This window comes from Pseudomonas sp. SDO5271_S396, from assembly GCF_054071795.1.
This window is the reverse complement of the sequence record NZ_JBSVWB010000081.1, coordinates 1-15,455: the sequence shown is the minus strand read 5'-3', so window position 1 is coordinate 15,455 and position 15,455 is coordinate 1. Positions and strand designations below refer to the sequence as shown.

15 protein-coding genes are annotated in these 15,455 nt (G+C 60.3%); 10 read left to right on the top strand and 5 right to left on the bottom strand.

Features of this window, described 5'->3' with window-relative positions; genetic code table 11:
- The first annotated feature begins 108 nt into the window (after positions 1-108).
- The 5 genes from ACW9IN_RS29015 to ACW9IN_RS28995 all read left to right on the top strand — a co-directional run bounded on the left by ACW9IN_RS29015 (position 109) and on the right by ACW9IN_RS28995 (position 5,566).
- Positions 109-1,017, top strand: coding sequence for a carbohydrate ABC transporter permease (locus tag ACW9IN_RS29015; RefSeq protein ID WP_457369074.1), 909 nt, complete (start codon positions 109-111; stop codon positions 1,015-1,017).
- On the top strand, positions 1,010-1,855 hold the full coding sequence (locus tag ACW9IN_RS29010) for a carbohydrate ABC transporter permease (protein WP_457369073.1): 846 nt from the start codon (positions 1,010-1,012) through the stop codon (positions 1,853-1,855). The genes ACW9IN_RS29015 and ACW9IN_RS29010 overlap by 8 nt, the downstream gene beginning before the upstream one ends.
- A gap of 2 nt (positions 1,856-1,857) precedes the next feature.
- Positions 1,858-3,021 (top strand): ABC transporter ATP-binding protein, encoded by a 1,164-nt coding sequence (locus ACW9IN_RS29005; RefSeq protein ID WP_457369072.1) that lies wholly within the window; start codon positions 1,858-1,860, stop codon positions 3,019-3,021.
- Between the two features lie 137 nt (positions 3,022-3,158).
- Positions 3,159-4,505 (top strand): carbohydrate porin, encoded by a 1,347-nt coding sequence (locus tag ACW9IN_RS29000; protein WP_457369071.1) that lies wholly within the window; start codon positions 3,159-3,161, stop codon positions 4,503-4,505.
- A gap of 215 nt (positions 4,506-4,720) precedes the next feature.
- Positions 4,721-5,566, top strand: coding sequence for a D-hexose-6-phosphate mutarotase (locus ACW9IN_RS28995; protein WP_457369070.1), 846 nt, complete (start codon positions 4,721-4,723; stop codon positions 5,564-5,566).
- A gap of 98 nt (positions 5,567-5,664) precedes the next feature.
- Here the strand turns inward: ACW9IN_RS28995 and ACW9IN_RS28990 are convergent, their stop codons facing one another.
- Positions 5,665-6,525, bottom strand: a complete 861-nt coding sequence (locus ACW9IN_RS28990) for a MurR/RpiR family transcriptional regulator (protein WP_457369075.1) — start codon at positions 6,523-6,525, stop codon at positions 5,665-5,667.
- 220 nt (positions 6,526-6,745) lie between these two features.
- Here ACW9IN_RS28990 and zwf point away from each other — a divergent pair, with 220 nt between their 5' ends.
- Genes zwf through ACW9IN_RS28975 form a run of 3 tightly spaced genes read left to right on the top strand, consistent with a single transcriptional unit; the run spans position 6,746 to position 9,595 of the window.
- Positions 6,746-8,212 carry a glucose-6-phosphate dehydrogenase gene (zwf, locus tag ACW9IN_RS28985; protein WP_457369069.1) on the top strand — a complete coding sequence of 489 codons (1,467 nt, stop codon included), beginning with the start codon at positions 6,746-6,748 and terminating at the stop codon, positions 8,210-8,212.
- Positions 8,199-8,912, top strand: coding sequence for a 6-phosphogluconolactonase (pgl, locus tag ACW9IN_RS28980; RefSeq protein ID WP_457369068.1), 714 nt, complete (start codon positions 8,199-8,201; stop codon positions 8,910-8,912). The genes zwf and pgl overlap by 14 nt, the downstream gene beginning before the upstream one ends.
- 17 nt (positions 8,913-8,929) lie before the next feature.
- Positions 8,930-9,595, top strand: a complete 666-nt coding sequence (locus ACW9IN_RS28975; RefSeq protein ID WP_457369067.1) for a bifunctional 4-hydroxy-2-oxoglutarate aldolase/2-dehydro-3-deoxy-phosphogluconate aldolase — start codon at positions 8,930-8,932, stop codon at positions 9,593-9,595.
- Positions 9,596-9,797: 202 nt separating this feature from the next.
- Here the strand turns inward: ACW9IN_RS28975 and ACW9IN_RS28970 are convergent, their stop codons facing one another.
- Together ACW9IN_RS28970 and ACW9IN_RS28965 are read right to left on the bottom strand one after the other, a co-directional pair.
- The gene (locus ACW9IN_RS28970) at positions 9,798-10,973 is read right to left on the bottom strand and encodes an aminotransferase class V-fold PLP-dependent enzyme (RefSeq protein WP_457369066.1); all 1,176 of its coding nucleotides are present in this window, start codon (positions 10,971-10,973) and stop codon (positions 9,798-9,800) included.
- A 13-nt stretch (positions 10,974-10,986) separates the two neighbouring features.
- Positions 10,987-11,223, bottom strand: coding sequence for a DUF3820 family protein (locus tag ACW9IN_RS28965; RefSeq protein ID WP_457369065.1), 237 nt, complete (start codon positions 11,221-11,223; stop codon positions 10,987-10,989).
- A 205-nt stretch (positions 11,224-11,428) separates the two neighbouring features.
- Between ACW9IN_RS28965 and ACW9IN_RS28960 the strand changes: the two genes are divergently transcribed.
- Positions 11,429-11,896: a ferritin-like domain-containing protein gene (locus ACW9IN_RS28960; RefSeq protein ID WP_457369064.1), complete on the top strand. Its 468-nt coding sequence runs from the start codon at positions 11,429-11,431 to the stop codon at positions 11,894-11,896.
- A gap of 124 nt (positions 11,897-12,020) precedes the next feature.
- Here the strand turns inward: ACW9IN_RS28960 and ACW9IN_RS28955 are convergent, their stop codons facing one another.
- Positions 12,021-12,491, bottom strand: a complete 471-nt coding sequence (locus ACW9IN_RS28955) for a MaoC family dehydratase (protein ID WP_105695480.1) — start codon at positions 12,489-12,491, stop codon at positions 12,021-12,023.
- Positions 12,492-12,548: 57 nt separating this feature from the next.
- A complete protein-coding gene (locus tag ACW9IN_RS28950; protein ID WP_457369063.1) occupies positions 12,549-13,493 on the bottom strand; it encodes an alpha/beta hydrolase in 945 nt (314 codons plus the stop codon).
- A 209-nt stretch (positions 13,494-13,702) separates the two neighbouring features.
- Between ACW9IN_RS28950 and fadD2 the strand changes: the two genes are divergently transcribed.
- Positions 13,703-15,391, top strand: a complete 1,689-nt coding sequence (fadD2, locus tag ACW9IN_RS28945; protein WP_457369062.1) for a long-chain-fatty-acid--CoA ligase FadD2 — start codon at positions 13,703-13,705, stop codon at positions 15,389-15,391.
- The last annotated feature ends 64 nt before the right edge of the window (positions 15,392-15,455 follow it).

Below are 15,455 nucleotides of genomic sequence, written 5' to 3'. Positions count from 1 at the left end.
TAGCGGTTACACCGAGGTGATGCCATCGCAAGCAAGCCAGCTCCCACAGAAACCGCGCTCGACTAGCGACTCACCCTGTAGTCCTTTTTCCCTGTACTGGATTTTCCCATGAGTTCTGTTGCTGTGTTCAGCAAGGCCTCGCCGTTCGATGCACTGCAGCGCTGGCTTCCCAAACTGGTGCTGGCGCCCAGCATGTTCATCATTCTGGTGGGCTTCTACGGCTACATCCTGTGGACGTTCGTGCTGTCGTTCACCAATTCAACGTTTCTGCCAACCTATAAATGGGCGGGCCTGGCGCAATACGCGCGGTTGTTCGACAACGATCGCTGGTGGGTTGCGAGCAAGAACCTGGCTGTTTTTGGCGGGATGTTCATCGGCATTACCTTGGTCATCGGCGTGACCCTGGCGATCTTCCTCGACCAGAAAATCCGTCGTGAAGGCTTTATTCGCACCATTTACCTGTACCCGATGGCGCTCTCCATGATCGTCACCGGTACCGCCTGGAAATGGCTGCTCAACCCGGGCATGGGCCTGGACAAACTCCTGCGTGACTGGGGCTGGGAAGGCTTCCGTCTGGACTGGCTGATCGACCCGGACCGCGTGGTCTACTGCCTGGTGATCGCCGCTGTGTGGCAAGCCTCCGGCTTCATCATGGCGATGTTCCTCGCCGGCCTGCGCGGCGTCGATCAATCGATCGTGCGTGCCGCCCAGATCGACGGCGCAAGCATGCCGCGCATCTACTGGAGCGTGGTGCTGCCGAGCCTGCGTCCGGTGTTCTTCAGTGCGGTGATGATTCTGGCGCACATCGCGATCAAGAGCTTCGACCTGGTGGCGGCGATGACCGCAGGCGGCCCGGGCTACTCGTCCGACCTGCCGGCGATGTTCATGTACTCGTTCACCTTCAGCCGTGGCCAGATGGGCATGGGTTCGGCCAGTGCAATCCTGATGCTGGGTGCGATCCTCGCGATCATCGTGCCTTACCTCTATTCCGAGCTGAGGACCAAGCGTCATGACTAGTCTCGCCTCCAAACCCGCCATCAGCCTGAGTCGCATCGCGATCTATGCGGTGCTGATCCTCGCAGTGCTGCTGTACCTGGTACCGCTGGTGGTGATGTTGCTCACCAGCTTCAAGACCCCGGAAGACATCAGCACCGGCAACCTGCTGAGCTGGCCGACGGCGGTCACCGCCATTGGCTGGGTCAAGGCCTGGGCCACCGTGGATGGTTACTTCTGGAACTCGATCAAGATCACTGTCCCGGCAGTACTGATCTCCACCGCCATCGGTGCGCTGAACGGCTATGTGCTGTCGTTCTGGCGCTTCAAAGGCTCGCAGCTGTTCTTCGGCCTGCTGTTGTTCGGCTGCTTCCTGCCGTTCCAGACCGTGTTGCTGCCGGCCTCGTTCACCCTCGGCAAGATGGGCCTGGCGAGCACCACCACCGGCCTGGTGTTTGTGCACGTGGTCTACGGCCTGGCGTTCACCACACTGTTCTTCCGTAACTACTACGTGAGCATTCCGGATGCGCTGATCAAGGCCGCACGCCTGGACGGTGCAGGGTTCTTCACAATCTTCCGTCAGATCATTCTGCCGATGTCGACGCCGATCATCATGGTCTGCCTGATCTGGCAGTTCACGCAGATCTGGAACGACTTCCTGTTCGGCGTGGTGTTCTCCAGCGGCGATTCCCAGCCCATCACCGTGGCGCTGAACAACCTGGTCAACACCAGCACCGGGGCCAAGGAATATAACGTGGACATGGCGGCGGCGATGATCGCCGGGCTGCCGACCCTGCTGGTCTATGTGGTCGCAGGCAAGTATTTCGTGCGCGGGCTGACGGCCGGCGCAGTCAAGGGGTAATCATGGCAACGCTCGAACTTCGTAACGTAAACAAGACCTACGGCGCCGGCCTGCCGGACACCCTGAAGAACATCGAACTGTCGATCAAGGACGGTGAGTTCCTGATCCTGGTGGGGCCTTCGGGCTGCGGTAAATCCACCTTGATGAACTGCATCGCGGGCCTGGAGACCATCACCGGCGGCGCCATCATGATCGGCGACCAGGACGTCAGCGGCATGAGCCCCAAGGACCGTGACATCGCCATGGTGTTCCAGTCCTACGCGCTGTACCCGACCATGAGCGTGCGCGAGAACATCGAGTTCGGCCTGAAGATTCGCAAGATGAGCCAGGCCGACATCGACGCCGAAGTGGCGCGCGTGGCCAAGCTGCTGCAGATCGAACACTTGCTCAACCGCAAGCCGGGCCAACTGTCCGGTGGCCAGCAGCAGCGTGTGGCCATGGGCCGTGCCCTGGCGCGTCGTCCGAAGATCTATCTGTTCGACGAGCCGCTGTCCAACCTCGACGCCAAGCTGCGCGTCGAGATGCGCACCGAAATGAAACTGATGCACCAGCGCCTCAAGACCACCACGGTCTACGTGACCCACGACCAGATCGAAGCGATGACCCTGGGCGACAAGGTTGCGGTGATGAAGGACGGCATCATTCAGCAGTTCGGTACGCCGAAAGAGATCTACAACAATCCGGCCAACCAGTTCGTGGCGAGCTTCATTGGTTCGCCGCCGATGAACTTCGTGCCCCTGCGCCTGCAACGCAAGGACGGCCGCCTGGTGGCCCCGCTCGACAGCGGCCAGGCCCGTTGCGAGCTGGCGTTGAACGTGACGGATGCCGGCCTTGAAGACCGCGATGTGATCCTGGGCCTGCGCCCGGAGCAGATCATGTTGGCGGCGGGCGAGGGCAATCCGGCGTCGAGCATCCGTGCCGAAGTCCAGGTCACCGAGCCGACCGGCCCGGACACCCTGGTGTTCGTGCAACTGAATGACACCAAGGTCTGCTGCCGCCTGGCGCCGGACGTGGCGCCGCAAGTGGGCGAGACCCTGACCCTGCAATTCGATCCGGCCAAGGTGTTGCTGTTCGACGCCAAGACCGGCGAGCGCCTGGGCACCGCGCAGTCACAGCCTGCCCCTGTGGGAGCCGGACTTGCCCGCGATGGCATCGGCACGTTGTAACTGAAGGGCCGGGTTGCCTGCATCGCGGGCAAGCCGACTATCACAGGAAAAGTAAGATAAGTTGTTGTTTTAGTTAAAAAAAAGTAAACCGCGTTAGATAAAAACAGTTTAATAACAATAAAGACGAGGATGTAGGGATGAAAAAGCAACACAACAACACCCGGCTGATCTGCCAACTGTCAGCAGCAGCAGCCCTTGTATTGTCCGCCAATGCGATGGCGGCCGATGCATTCAGCTCCGATTCCAAATGGATGACCGGTGATTGGGGCGGGGAGCGTACCAAGCTGATCGAGCAAGGTATCGACATCAAGGCTGACTACGTCGGGGAAATGGGCGCCAACCTGCATGGCGGCTTCAACGATGACAAGACTGCCCGTTACGCTGACCAGGTCGGTCTGGGCGTAGCACTGGACCTGCAAAAACTGTGGGGCTGGGATAACACCCAGGCCAAGATCCAGTTGACCAACCGGAATGGTTACAACATCTCCAATGACCGTATTGGCGACCCGCGTGCCGGCACCTTGAGTTCGTCGCAAGAGGTGGATGGTCGTGGCCACATGGTGCGTCTGACCCAGTTCTGGATCCAGCACCAGATGTTCGACAACAAGCTGGACGTGAAGCTCGGCTACTTCGGCGAAGGCGAAGACTTCAACACCTTCCCGTGCGACTTCCAGAACCTGTCGTTCTGCGGCTCGCAAGTGGGTAACTACGTGAACACCTGGTACAACTGGCCTGTCAGCCAGGCGGCCATCCGCGTGAAGTACAACATCACGCCTGAGCTGTATGCGCAGATCGGTGCATACAACCAGAACCCTTCGCAGCTGGAGCACGGCAACGGCTTCAAGCTCAGCGGCAGCGGCACCAAGGGCACCGTACTGCCGGTGGAATTGGTCTGGTCGCCGAAGGTCAATGGCCTGCCGGGCGAATACCGTGTGGGTTACTACAAGAGCACGGCCGACGCGACCGACGTACGTGAAGACGTCAACGGTAACGACGCGGGCACTACAGGCGCAGCTTTCCGTGTTCGCAGCAGCAAGACCGGCTACTGGGGTGTTCTGCAACAGCAACTCACCACGCACAACGGCGACGCTTCCCGCGGCCTGAACATCGCGGCCAACGTGACCTTCCACGACAAAGACACCAACCTGGTCGACAACTACCAGTCGTTGATGCTCGTGTACAAAGGTCCATTCGACGCGCGTACCAAGGATGACATCGGTATCGGTGTTTCCCGTATTCACGCCAACAGTGACGTGAAGAAGAACTCCGAGCTGCTCAACGCCGCCGGCGGTTTCACCGACTACGACCAGGCGGGTTTCGCACCGCTGCGAAACACCGAGTACAACGTCGAACTCAACTACGGTGTCCACGTTACCAACTGGCTGACCGTACGTCCGAACCTGCAATACATCAAAAACCCGGGCGGTGTTAAAGAAGTCGACAACGCATTGGTCGCTGGCCTGAAAATTCAGACTACGTTCTAACGCTGTTGCGATAAGCTCGTTCTCTCTGTGCGCATTTTGCGGGTAGCCATGGCTACCCGCTTTTTTTTGAGGAAGGGGAGCACATCTCCCTGTGGGAGCTGGCTTGTCGGATCGCCGCACCGCTGCGATCCAGGTGACTCGGTACGGAAGGCAAGCCGCGTTGATACCACCGCAGGCAAGCCAGCTCCCACAAAAGACATTCAGGACCGTGGCACATGCATGAGCATCCGTTGCAACGCTTTTTCAAATCCCTGCGCGAGCGGCCGGTGTTCGCCTGGGAACGTTTTCAGATGCGCGACGTGTTGGTGATCGACCATCCGCTGTGCCAGGCGGTGTTCAGTCGCCAGGGCGCGCAATTGCTGCATTTTCAGCCGACGGGGCAGAAGCCCTGGCTATGGTGCGCCGCGAAATGGCCACAAGTCGGCGCCATTCGCGGTGGCGTGCCGGTGTGTTGGCCGTGGTATGGCCGCCACCCCAGCGAGAACGCGTGGCCGTCCCATGGTTGGGCGCGCTTGATCGACTGGAAACTGCTCGACAGCAGCACCGACGACGAGGGCGTGCGCCTGCATTGGCAATTGCAGTTGTGCGACTGGCAGGTGGACCTGCACGCGCACCTGGGCGAAACCCTGGAACTGCGTCTGAGCACTGAGCATCAGGACGAGCTGCCGTGCCAGTTGAGCCATGCGCTGCATGCTTATTGGCGTATTGGTCACGTCGACGAGATAGCGCTGTCTGGGCTCGATGGTGCGCAGGGCTATGACCAGCTCAATCGCCAGATCTGCCAGCAGGAGGGTGAGTTACGGGTGGAAGGCGGATGCCAGCGGGTGTTCCAGCACGACGGCGAATTGCACCTCAAGGATCACGCCTGGCAGCGCGAATTGTGCATCGACACTGGCGACAGCGCTGACACGGTGGTGTGGCATCCAGGTGCCCGGCCACTGCTGGGGGTGAGTTTCAACGAGGCATCGGGGTTTGTGTGCGTGGAGTCGGCGATGGCCGGGGCGAGCCTGGCGCCGGGGGAGAGGGCGCATTTGAGTCTGCAGGCCAGGGCTGGGGTTTAGCGGTGTAGCTGCTGGCGCTATCGCAGGCAAGCCAGCTCCCGTATTTGGAATGCATTCCCCTGTGGGAGCTGGCTTGCCTGCGATGGCGATTTCAGCTGCTAGTTGAATTCATCCCCCACCGGATACCGGCTGTCATTCAAGCTCTCCTTGATCTTGCGCAAGTGCGGCTGGAAGTCCACGCCACGGCGCAGGGTCATGCCGGTGGCCAGCACGTCCAGTACCGTCAGCTGGATGATCCGCGAGGTCATCGGCATGTAGATATCGGTGTCTTCCGGCAGCGGGATGTTCAGGCTCACCGTGCTGGCCTTGGCCAGCGGCGAGTTCTCGGCGGTCACGCCCAGCACGGACGCGCCGTTGCTGCGTGCGATGCGCGCCACTTCCACCAACTCACGGGTGCGCCCGGTGTAGGAAATGATCACGAACAACTCACCGGTATGCGCCACCGAGGCGATCATGCGTTGCATCAGCACGTCGGCATGGGCGGTTACCGCCAGGTTGAAACGAAAGAATTTGTGCAGCGCATCCATTGCCACCGGGGCTGACGCACCCAGGCCGAAGAAGTGGATTTGCCGGGCCTGGATCAGCAGGTCGACGGCCTTGCTGATCAAGGTCGGGTCCAGGGCCTGGCAGGCGCTGTCCAGGGAAGCAATGGCGCTGCCAAAGATCTTCTGGGTGTAGGCCGCAGGGTTATCATCGGCTTCCACGGCGCGGCTGACATACGCCGCGCCACTGGCCAGGCTTTGCGCCAACTGCAATTTCAGTTCAGGGTAGCCGCTCACGCCGAACGAGCGGCAGAAGCGGTTGACCGTCGGTTCACTGACCGAGGCGGCCTGGGCGAGGGCGGCGATCGAGAAGCGGGTGGCCTGCTGCGGGTTGAGCAGGATGACTTCTGCGACTTTGCGCTCGGCCTTGTTCAATTCTTCGAGGCGGCTCTGGATCTGTTCCAGGAGATTTCGCACGCGGTCCATTCAATCTTTCCTTCGGGCGACGATGCAAATTAGGGGGCGGCGGCCAATCGACCAGTGGCCCTTTGCGGTGGCCTATCCTACTGAGGGTAGCTGAACACCACCACTCGGAATGCGTATTTTGGGAAAATGTTGTGGTTATTACTACATTTTTCCTTGAGTGATGCCTTAAAAAAAGGTATTTGTAGCTTAACTTGATAAAAGAACAAACATCATGCCTTCGATAACCGTAGAACCCTGCACCTTTGCCCTGTTTGGCGCCTTGGGTGATCTGGCGCTGCGCAAGTTATTTCCTGCCCTCTATCAACTCGATGGCGCCGGGCTCTTGCACGACGACACCCGCATTCTCGCCCTGGCCCGTGAGGCCGGTGATGCGCCGAAGCACGTGGCCCACATCGAAAAAGAATTGCGTAAATACGTCGGCAAGGAATTGGACGAAGCCATCGCCCAGCGCTTCCTGGCCCGTCTGACCTACGTGCACGTCGACTTCAAGAATGCCGACGATTATGTCGCCCTGGCGGAAATCGCCGGTACCGCACAAACCCTGATTGCCTACTTCGCCACGCCGGCAGCCGTGTATGGCGCGATCTGCGAGAACCTGTCCAAGGTCGGCCTGGCGGAAAACACCCGCGTGGTGCTGGAGAAACCCATCGGCTCGGACCTGGAATCCTCGCGCAAGGTCAACGACGCCGTGGCGCAGTTCTTCCCGGAAAACCGCACCTACCGCATCGACCACTACCTGGGCAAGGAAACGGTCCAGAACCTGATTGCCCTGCGTTTTGCCAACAGCCTGTTCGAAACCCAGTGGAACCAGAACTACATCTCCCACGTGGAAATCACCGTGGCCGAGCAAGTGGGTATCGAAGGCCGCTGGGGTTATTTCGACAAGGCCGGCCAACTGCGCGACATGATCCAGAATCACCTGTTGCAGCTGCTTTGCCTGATTGCCATGGACCCGCCGGCCGACCTGTCCGCCGACAGCATTCGCGATGAGAAGGTCAAGGTGCTCAAGGCCCTGGCGCCGATCAGTCCGGAAGGCCTGACCACTCAGGTCGTGCGCGGCCAGTACATCGCCGGTTACAGCGCCGGCAAGCCGGTACCGGGTTACCTGGAAGAAGAGAATTCCAACACCCAGAGCGACACCGAAACCTTCGTCGCCCTGCGGGCCGATATCCGCAACTGGCGTTGGGCCGGGGTGCCGTTCTACCTGCGCACCGGCAAGCGCATGCCGCAGAAGCTGTCGCAGATCGTCATCCACTTCAAGGAACCGTCCCACTACATCTTCGCCCCTGAGCAGCGCCTGCAGATCAGCAACAAACTGATCATTCGCCTGCAACCGGACGAAGGCATTTCCTTGCGCGTGATGACCAAGGAGCAGGGCCTGGACAAGGGCATGCAACTGCGCAGTGGCCCGCTGCAACTGAATTTTTCCGACACCTATCGCAGCGCGCGGATTCCCGATGCCTACGAGCGGTTGTTGCTGGAAGTCATGCACGGCAATCAGAACCTGTTCGTGCGCAAAGATGAAATCGAAGCCGCGTGGAAGTGGTGTGACCAGTTGATCGCCGGATGGAAGAAATCCGGTGATGCGCCCAAGCCGTATGCGGCCGGGTCCTGGGGGCCGATGAGCTCCATTGCACTGATCACGCGGGATGGGAGGTCATGGTATGGCGATATCTGAATTGAAACTGCCCCAGGGCGTGAGCGCCCACGAGTACCGCACGCCGGTGCTGCTGGCCGAAGGGCTGGCCGATGACGTGGCCGCGCAACTGCGCGCAGCCCTTGGCGCCCGTGGCCAGGCGACGCTGGTGGTGTCCGGTGGACGCAGCCCGGTGGCGTTTTTCCAGAACCTGGCCAAGCAGGAACTGGACTGGTCCAACGTCACCATCACCCTGGCCGACGAGCGCTGGGTGCCGGTGGAGCACGCCGACAGCAACGCCGGTTTATTGAAGCAGCATTTGTTGAAAGGGCCGGCGGCCAAGGCAAAGTTCCTGAGCCTCTACAACGCCGCGGCCAATCTTGAAGACGCTGCCTTGCAGGCCGACCGCCTGCTGGGCGAGCTGCCAGCCATCGATGTGCTGGTGCTGGGCATGGGCGATGACGGCCACACCGCATCGCTGTTTCCCGACAGCCCGAACCTGAACGAAGCCCTGCAGGCCGACGGTACCCGCCGTTGCTGGCCGATGCTGGCGCCGACGGTACCGCATCAACGCCTGACCATGAGTCGCGCGTTGTTGGCCACCGCTCGCTACACCGTGCTGTCGATTTCCGGCAGTTCGAAATTGACTACCTTGAGCGCCGCGCTGGCCAGTGACGATGTCGCTGCCATGCCGATTCGCGCGTTTTTGCAACCTACATTAGAGATTTACTGGTGCCCATGAACCAAGGATCAGCCGCTATGAAAAGCCCTCAACCGACCGTGTCCATGGCGGACAAAGTTGCCCTGATCGACAGCCTCTGCGCCAAGGCGCGGATCCTGCCGGTGATCACCATCGCCCGCGAACAGGACATCCTGCCGCTGGCCGATGCCCTGGCAGCCGGTGGTTTGACCGCGTTGGAAGTGACCCTGCGTTCCCAGTTCGGTCTCAAGGCCATTCAGGTGTTGCGTGAGCAGCGCCCCGAGCTGTGCACCGGTGCCGGCACCGTGCTCGACCGTCACATGCTCGAAGCGGCAGAAGTGGCCGGCTCGCAGTTCATCGTGACCCCAGGCATCACCCGCGACTTGCTGGAAGCCTCGGTCGCCAGCTCGATTCCGCTGCTGCCGGGCATCAGCAATGCCTCCGGCATCATGGAAGGCTACGCATTGGGTTATCGCCGCTTCAAGCTGTTCCCCGCTGAAGTCAGCGGCGGCGTGGCGGCCATCAAGGCGCTGGGCGGCCCGTTCGGTGAGGTGAAGTTCTGCCCGACCGGCGGCGTGGGCCCGGCCAACATCAAAAACTACATGGCGTTGAAAAACGTGATGTGCGTGGGTGGTAGCTGGATGCTGGACCCGGAGTGGGTCAAGAACGGCGACTGGGCCCGTATCCAGGAAGTCACCGCCGAGGCGCTGGCGCTGCTGGATTGATCTGATTTATCGAATCGTTGTTGCTGTGCTTGACGGCATTTTTGCGGTGCACTTGGTCGGTGTACCGCATTTTTTTGCCCGCAGAAAAACCAAGAACGCCGAGGTTCAAAGGTGGGAGCTGGCTTGCCTGCGATAGCGGTACATCAGCCACACCTGTATTTTCTGACCCACAGCTATCGCAGGCAAGCCAGCTCCCACAGGTTTAGTGGGTGTTGAGTTCGGTGATGGCGTTGACCAAGACATCGATGTCCGCAGCCGAGGTCACCAACCCAGGTGTCACCCGAATACAGGTACCAAACGACGCACCGACGCGGGTGGTGGTGAACAGGTTGTAGTCCGTGAGCAAGCGCTCGGCCATCACCTGTTGATCGCGCCCGCTGAACTTGAACGCCGTAATCCCGCAATACAGGCGTGGATCATCCGGCGTCAGAACTTCAATGCCCGGCAACGGCCTTACCTGGCGCACCCACAGATCCCGCAGGTAATTCACCCGTGCGCCTTTGGCCGCAGCGCCGCCCAATGCACGATGCTCTTCAAGCACCAGAGGCAAAGTCATCAGTGCCGGAAAATTCGGTGTGCTGTAGGACGTGCGTGCGCGCACGTCGCTCGCCGGGTAGTGAAACTCGCCCATATCCGGGTCGATATTGGCCAGGCGCTCCGGGGCGATGTACAGGAAACCCAGGGTCAGCGGCGAGCCGATCCACTTGTGCAGGTTGAAGCCGGCGAACTGAATGCCCAGCTCGGCGAGGTTGAAGTCGAGCTGGCCGAGGGCGTGGGCGCCGTCGAGAATCACGTCGATGGCATATTCCCGCGCGGTTTGGGCAATGGCCGCCACCGGCATCACCAGGCCGGTGCGATGGGTGACGTGGGTCAGCGCCATCAGCCTTAAACGCGGGTGCTGCTCGAAGGCAGTGCGATACGTTTGCACCAGGCTGTCGAAACTGGCCGGATGCGTGTGGGACAGTTCTATCACCTCGACACCACGCGTGCCCGCCAACCAACGCATGGCGCCTTTGACCGTGTCGTACTCCAGGTCGCTGATCAGCACTTGATCACCCGGTTGCAGGCGATTGTAGTTGCGGATCAGCGATTGCAGGGCTTCGGTGGCGTTGCGGGTAAACGCCACGGACTCGGGGTCGGCGTTGATCAACGCGGCCAACTGACGTCGGAGCTCGACGTTTTCGCCCTGTTCGAAGCGTTGGCGCACGTACACCGAGTTGCTGCGGTTGATAAACGCCAGATGCTCCAGGTACTGCGCCTGGACCGCACGGCTCATGCGCCCGAAGTAGCCGTTTTCCAGATTGATCGGCCCGGGCTCCAGGTCATAGCGCTGGGCGATCGCGTGCCAGTGACGTTCGTTATCTGCATTCCGTGGCATGGGTGGGGCGCTCTTAATGGCGAGGGGCGGGTTTACCGTGTTTGACGCGCAGCGGTTCGAGCAGATCGGAGAGGCCGTTGTGGTCGATTTCATGCATCAGCGCGAGCAGGCCGCCCAGCTCGCCGTGGGGAAACCCCTGACGGGCAAACCAATTCAGGTAAGGGCCGGGCAGATCCGCGAGGATCCGTCCCTTGTACTTGCCGTAGGGCATCTCGCGGGTGATCAGCAGCTCGAGTTTTTCGGGATTCATGAAGGCTCGGGTGTTCGTATCGGGAGCCTGGAAAATACAGGCATTCTGCATGAAGGCCAAATGACAGATCATGCAAATAACGTTCATACAGATGGTTCAATTTATCGTAACTAATTGAAATATATAGTTAATTTTTTAATTTAAAACCTGGCACGGGCGCTGCAACCACTAAGACAACCTTCTAACCCGTACAAGGAATTGAAAAATGACTGACATCAATAAAGAATCGATCTCCGTACTGAACGACCTGATCGAAACCAGCATCGACGGCCAAAAGGGTTTCAAGGAGTGCGCTGAGGACATCAAGCACCCAGAACTCAAGGCTCTGTTCGCCAAGCGTTCCGCCGACTGCGCTACGGCCGCCGCCGAGCTGAAGACCGCCGTACGTGCCTTGGGCGGAGACCCGGAAAATTCCGGCAGCGTTGCCGGTGCACTGCACCGTGGCTGGGTCGACGTCAAGTCGATGCTTACCGGCAAGGACGAAGAGGCTGTGCTGAACGAAGCCGAGCGTGGCGAAGACCATGCGCTGAAGGCTTACAAAGAAGCGATCGAGAAGATCAACAAGCACAATCTGCTGGGCATTCGTGATCTGGTCGAGCGTCAGTACCACGGCGCGCAACGCAATCACGACCAAGTGAAAGCCCTGCGTAACCAGGCCCGCGCTCAGTCGTAAGCCCTGTGTTGTAACCCCTGTGGGAGCGGGCTTGCTCGCGAAGACGGACGGTCAGTCAGCGCTATGGTGATTGATCCACCGCTTTCGCGAGCAAGCCCGCTCCCACATTTATTTTGCGTGGACTTTAGCCAATGCTGATCGGCGGCAACTCGGTCAGTTCCACCACTTGTTGCTTGCGCGGGGCCAGAATCTCGGCTTCACCGTCCACCACCAACTCATCGCGCTGGTTGAAGACACGCGTGGCGATGCGCACTCGGAATTTGGGCAGCTTCTCAAGGATTTCCAGGCGCACGGTCAGGGTGTCGCCGATCTTCACCGGCTTCTGGAAGCTCATCTGTTGGCCGATGTAAATAGTGCCCGGCCCAGGCAGCTCACAGGCTACCGCCGCGCTGATCAGCGCACCGCTGAACATACCGTGGGCGATACGCTCCTTGAACATGGTCGCCTTGGCGTATTCGGCATCCAAGTGCACCGGGTTGTGGTCGCCCGACATGGCGGCGAACAGCTGGATGTCGCGTTCTTCGACGAGTTTGCTGTAGCTGGCGGTCTGGCCGACTTCGAGGGCTTCGTACGGAGTGTTGGTAACCTGAGTCATCTAAAGGTGCATCCTGTGGCTAATCGGTAATGTAATGATCTGATTTTACTGGAAAAATTATTCGCAGCGGGCGGGTCTGCGCAGCCTCAGTGCGTGTTCCAGCCACGTCAGCACATCCGCTGTGACTTCGTCGCGATTGGTTTCATTGAACACTTCGTGACGCGCCTGCGGGTAAATATTCAATTGCAAGTGCTGGCAGCCGGCGTCACGCAGGGCATGGGCCAGGCTTTTGAGACGTTTGCCCTCGCTGACCGGATCACATTCGCCGCCGATCACCAGGATCGGCAGGCCAGGGTCGATCTGCGCGAGATTGGACGCTTTGCTGATCTGCTGCAAGCCGCCCAACAGGTCGATCCACAGCTGGTTGGTGCAGCGGAAACCGCAGAGTGGGTCATTGATATAGCGATCGACCTCCACTGGGTCGCGGCTGAGCCAGTCGAACGCCGTGCGATTGGGCTTGAACGCCTTGTTGAACGAACCGAAGGACAGGAACTCGATCAGCGCACTGCGCCCCCGCACGCCTTGACGCAGGCGTTCGGCCCGGGCGATCAACCGCGCGGCACGGTACAGCGCCACCGGTTGGAAATTCGAGCCGCTGAGAATCGCCCCGTTCAGGCTGGCGCTGTGGTGCAACAGATAGGCCTGGGCGATGTAGCTGCCCATGCTGTGGCCCAGCAGGATGATCGGCACGCCCGGCTGTTGCTGGCCGATATGCTGGTTGAGGCTGGCGAGGTCGCCCACCACTTTGTTCCAGCCATCCTGTTCGGCGTAGAGGCCCAGGGTGCCTGTGTCGGCGGTACGGCCATGACCACGCTGGTCGAGGGCATACACGCCATATCCTACCCCGCACAAGGCGTCGGCCAGGCGCGCGTAGCGGCCGCTGTGTTCGGCCATGCCATGGGACAACATGACCACGGCCCTGGCCTCGCCTTCGGGCAGCCATTGATTGACGTACAGGCGGCTGTGGTCATTCGCGGTCAGCCAGAAGGTGCTGTGGTTCATGGCGCTTCCTTTGCTCGGGGTCGTTGCAGTGTATAGCTCATCTGCGGGAGACCGGGGTATCTGCCTACACATCAGGGGCAAGATTCATACAATCAATGACACGATTACCCGTATTTGCCTGTTTGGCCATAGCTGCTAACGTCCCCAAAGCTCCGCTTTTCATGCAGTGCAAAAGCGGCCGGACACACTCAGGTAAGAGGACAAGAATAATGCAACCTGATTTCTGGAATGACAAACGCGCGGCGGGCGTTGCCAATGATATCGACCTGACCACCTACAAGTCGGTGATCGAAGTCTTCGAGCGCTCCTGCAAGGCCTTTGCCGACCGTCCGGCATTCAGCAACATGGGCATCACCCTGACTTATGCCGAGCTGGAGCGCCAGAGCGCGGCGTTCGCCGGTTACCTGCAAAACCACACCGACCTCAAGCCCGGCGAGCGCATCGCCGTGCAGATGCCCAACGTGCTGCATTACCCGATTGCCGTGTTCGGCGCCCTGCGTGCGGGGTTGATTGTGGTCAACACCAACCCGCTGTACACCCCGCGCGAGATGCGCCATCAGTTCAAGGACGCCGGCGTGCGTGCGCTGGTCTACCTCAACCTGTTCGGCTCGCGGGTGCAGGAAGTGTGCGCCGACACCGAGATCGACTACCTGATCGAAGCCAAAATGGGGGATTTCATGCCCGCCGCCAAAGGCTGGCTGGTCAACACCGTGGTCGACAAGGTGAAGAAGATGGTGCCGGCCTATCACTTGCCGCGCGCGGTCTCGTTCAAACGCGCCCTGCGCATGGGCGCGGGGCTGGGCGTGACCCGCCATCCCGTGACACTCGATGACATCGCCGTGCTGCAATACACCGGCGGCACCACCGGCCTGGCCAAGGGCGCGATGCTCACCCACGGCAATCTGGTGGCCAATATGCAGCAGGCGCGCGCATGCATGTCCCAGGTCTCCGACGATGGCCAGCCGCTGATAAAGGAAGGGCAGGAGGTGATGATCGCGCCGCTGCCGCTGTACCACATCTATGCGTTCACGGCGAACTGCATGTGCATGATGGTGACCGGCAATCACAACGTGCTGATCACCAATCCGCGGGACATCGGCGGCTTTATCAAGGAGCTGAAAAAATGGCGGTTCTCCTGCCTGCTGGGGCTGAACACCTTGTTTGTCGCGTTGATGGATCATCCGGACTTCAAGACCCTGGACTTCTCTCACCTGAAGATCACCAACTCCGGCGGCACCGCGCTGGTCAAAGCCACGGCTGAGCGCTGGAAGGCCCTGACCGGTTGCTCCATCGGCGAGGGTTACGGCCTGACCGAAACCTCGCCGGTGGCCAGCACCAATCCCTATGGCAACCAATCGCGGCTGGGCACCGTGGGGATTCCGGTGCCGGGCACAGCGATGAAGGTGATCGATGACGAAGGGCGCGAATTGCCCCTGGGCGAGCGGGGCGAGTTGTGCATCAAGGGCCCGCAGGTGATGAAGGGCTACTGGCAACAGCCGGTCGCCACCGCCGAGACCCTCGACGCCGAGGGTTGGCTCAAGACCGGCGATATCGCCCTGATCGACAGCGATGGCTTCGTGAGCATCGTCGACCGCAAGAAAGACCTGATCATCGTTTCGGGTTTCAATGTGTACCCCAACGAGATCGAGGACGTGGTGATGGCGCACCCGGCGGTAGCCAACTGCGCGGTGATCGGCGTGCCGGACGAGCGCACCGGGGAGGCAGTGAAGCTGTTCGTGGTGGCACGTGCCCAGGGCGTGAGCCTTGAGGAGCTGAAGACCTACTGCAAGGCCAATTTCACCGGCTACAAAGTGCCCAAGCACATTGTGTTGCGTGAGTCGTTGCCGATGACGCCGGTGGGCAAGATTCTGCGGCGGGAATTGCGCGACATCGCCTGATCATGAATTGAAATGCAATAAAAAATGTGGGAGCGGGCTTGCTCGCGAAGACGGACTGTCAGTC

What these genes read in the sequence shown, in the direction of transcription:
- ACW9IN_RS29015 (WP_457369074.1), top strand. Translation starts at nt 109, where the DNA reads ATGAGTTCTGTTGCTGTGTTCAGCAAGGCCTCGCCGTTCGATGCACTG.
- ACW9IN_RS29010 (WP_457369073.1), top strand. Translation starts at nt 1,010, where the DNA reads ATGACTAGTCTCGCCTCCAAACCCGCCATCAGCCTGAGTCGCATCGCG.
- ACW9IN_RS29005 (WP_457369072.1), top strand. Translation starts at nt 1,858, where the DNA reads ATGGCAACGCTCGAACTTCGTAACGTAAACAAGACCTACGGCGCCGGC.
- ACW9IN_RS29000 (WP_457369071.1), top strand. Translation starts at nt 3,159, where the DNA reads ATGAAAAAGCAACACAACAACACCCGGCTGATCTGCCAACTGTCAGCA.
- ACW9IN_RS28995 (WP_457369070.1), top strand. Translation starts at nt 4,721, where the DNA reads ATGCATGAGCATCCGTTGCAACGCTTTTTCAAATCCCTGCGCGAGCGG.
- zwf (WP_457369069.1), top strand. Translation starts at nt 6,746, where the DNA reads ATGCCTTCGATAACCGTAGAACCCTGCACCTTTGCCCTGTTTGGCGCC.
- pgl (WP_457369068.1), top strand. Translation starts at nt 8,199, where the DNA reads ATGGCGATATCTGAATTGAAACTGCCCCAGGGCGTGAGCGCCCACGAG.
- ACW9IN_RS28975 (WP_457369067.1), top strand. Translation starts at nt 8,930, where the DNA reads ATGAAAAGCCCTCAACCGACCGTGTCCATGGCGGACAAAGTTGCCCTG.
- ACW9IN_RS28970 (WP_457369066.1), bottom strand. Translation starts at nt 10,973, where the DNA reads ATGCCACGGAATGCAGATAACGAACGTCACTGGCACGCGATCGCCCAG.
- ACW9IN_RS28965 (WP_457369065.1), bottom strand. Translation starts at nt 11,223, where the DNA reads ATGAATCCCGAAAAACTCGAGCTGCTGATCACCCGCGAGATGCCCTAC.
- ACW9IN_RS28960 (WP_457369064.1), top strand. Translation starts at nt 11,429, where the DNA reads ATGACTGACATCAATAAAGAATCGATCTCCGTACTGAACGACCTGATC.
- ACW9IN_RS28955 (WP_105695480.1), bottom strand. Translation starts at nt 12,491, where the DNA reads ATGACTCAGGTTACCAACACTCCGTACGAAGCCCTCGAAGTCGGCCAG.
- ACW9IN_RS28950 (WP_457369063.1), bottom strand. Translation starts at nt 13,493, where the DNA reads ATGAACCACAGCACCTTCTGGCTGACCGCGAATGACCACAGCCGCCTG.
- fadD2 (WP_457369062.1), top strand. Translation starts at nt 13,703, where the DNA reads ATGCAACCTGATTTCTGGAATGACAAACGCGCGGCGGGCGTTGCCAAT.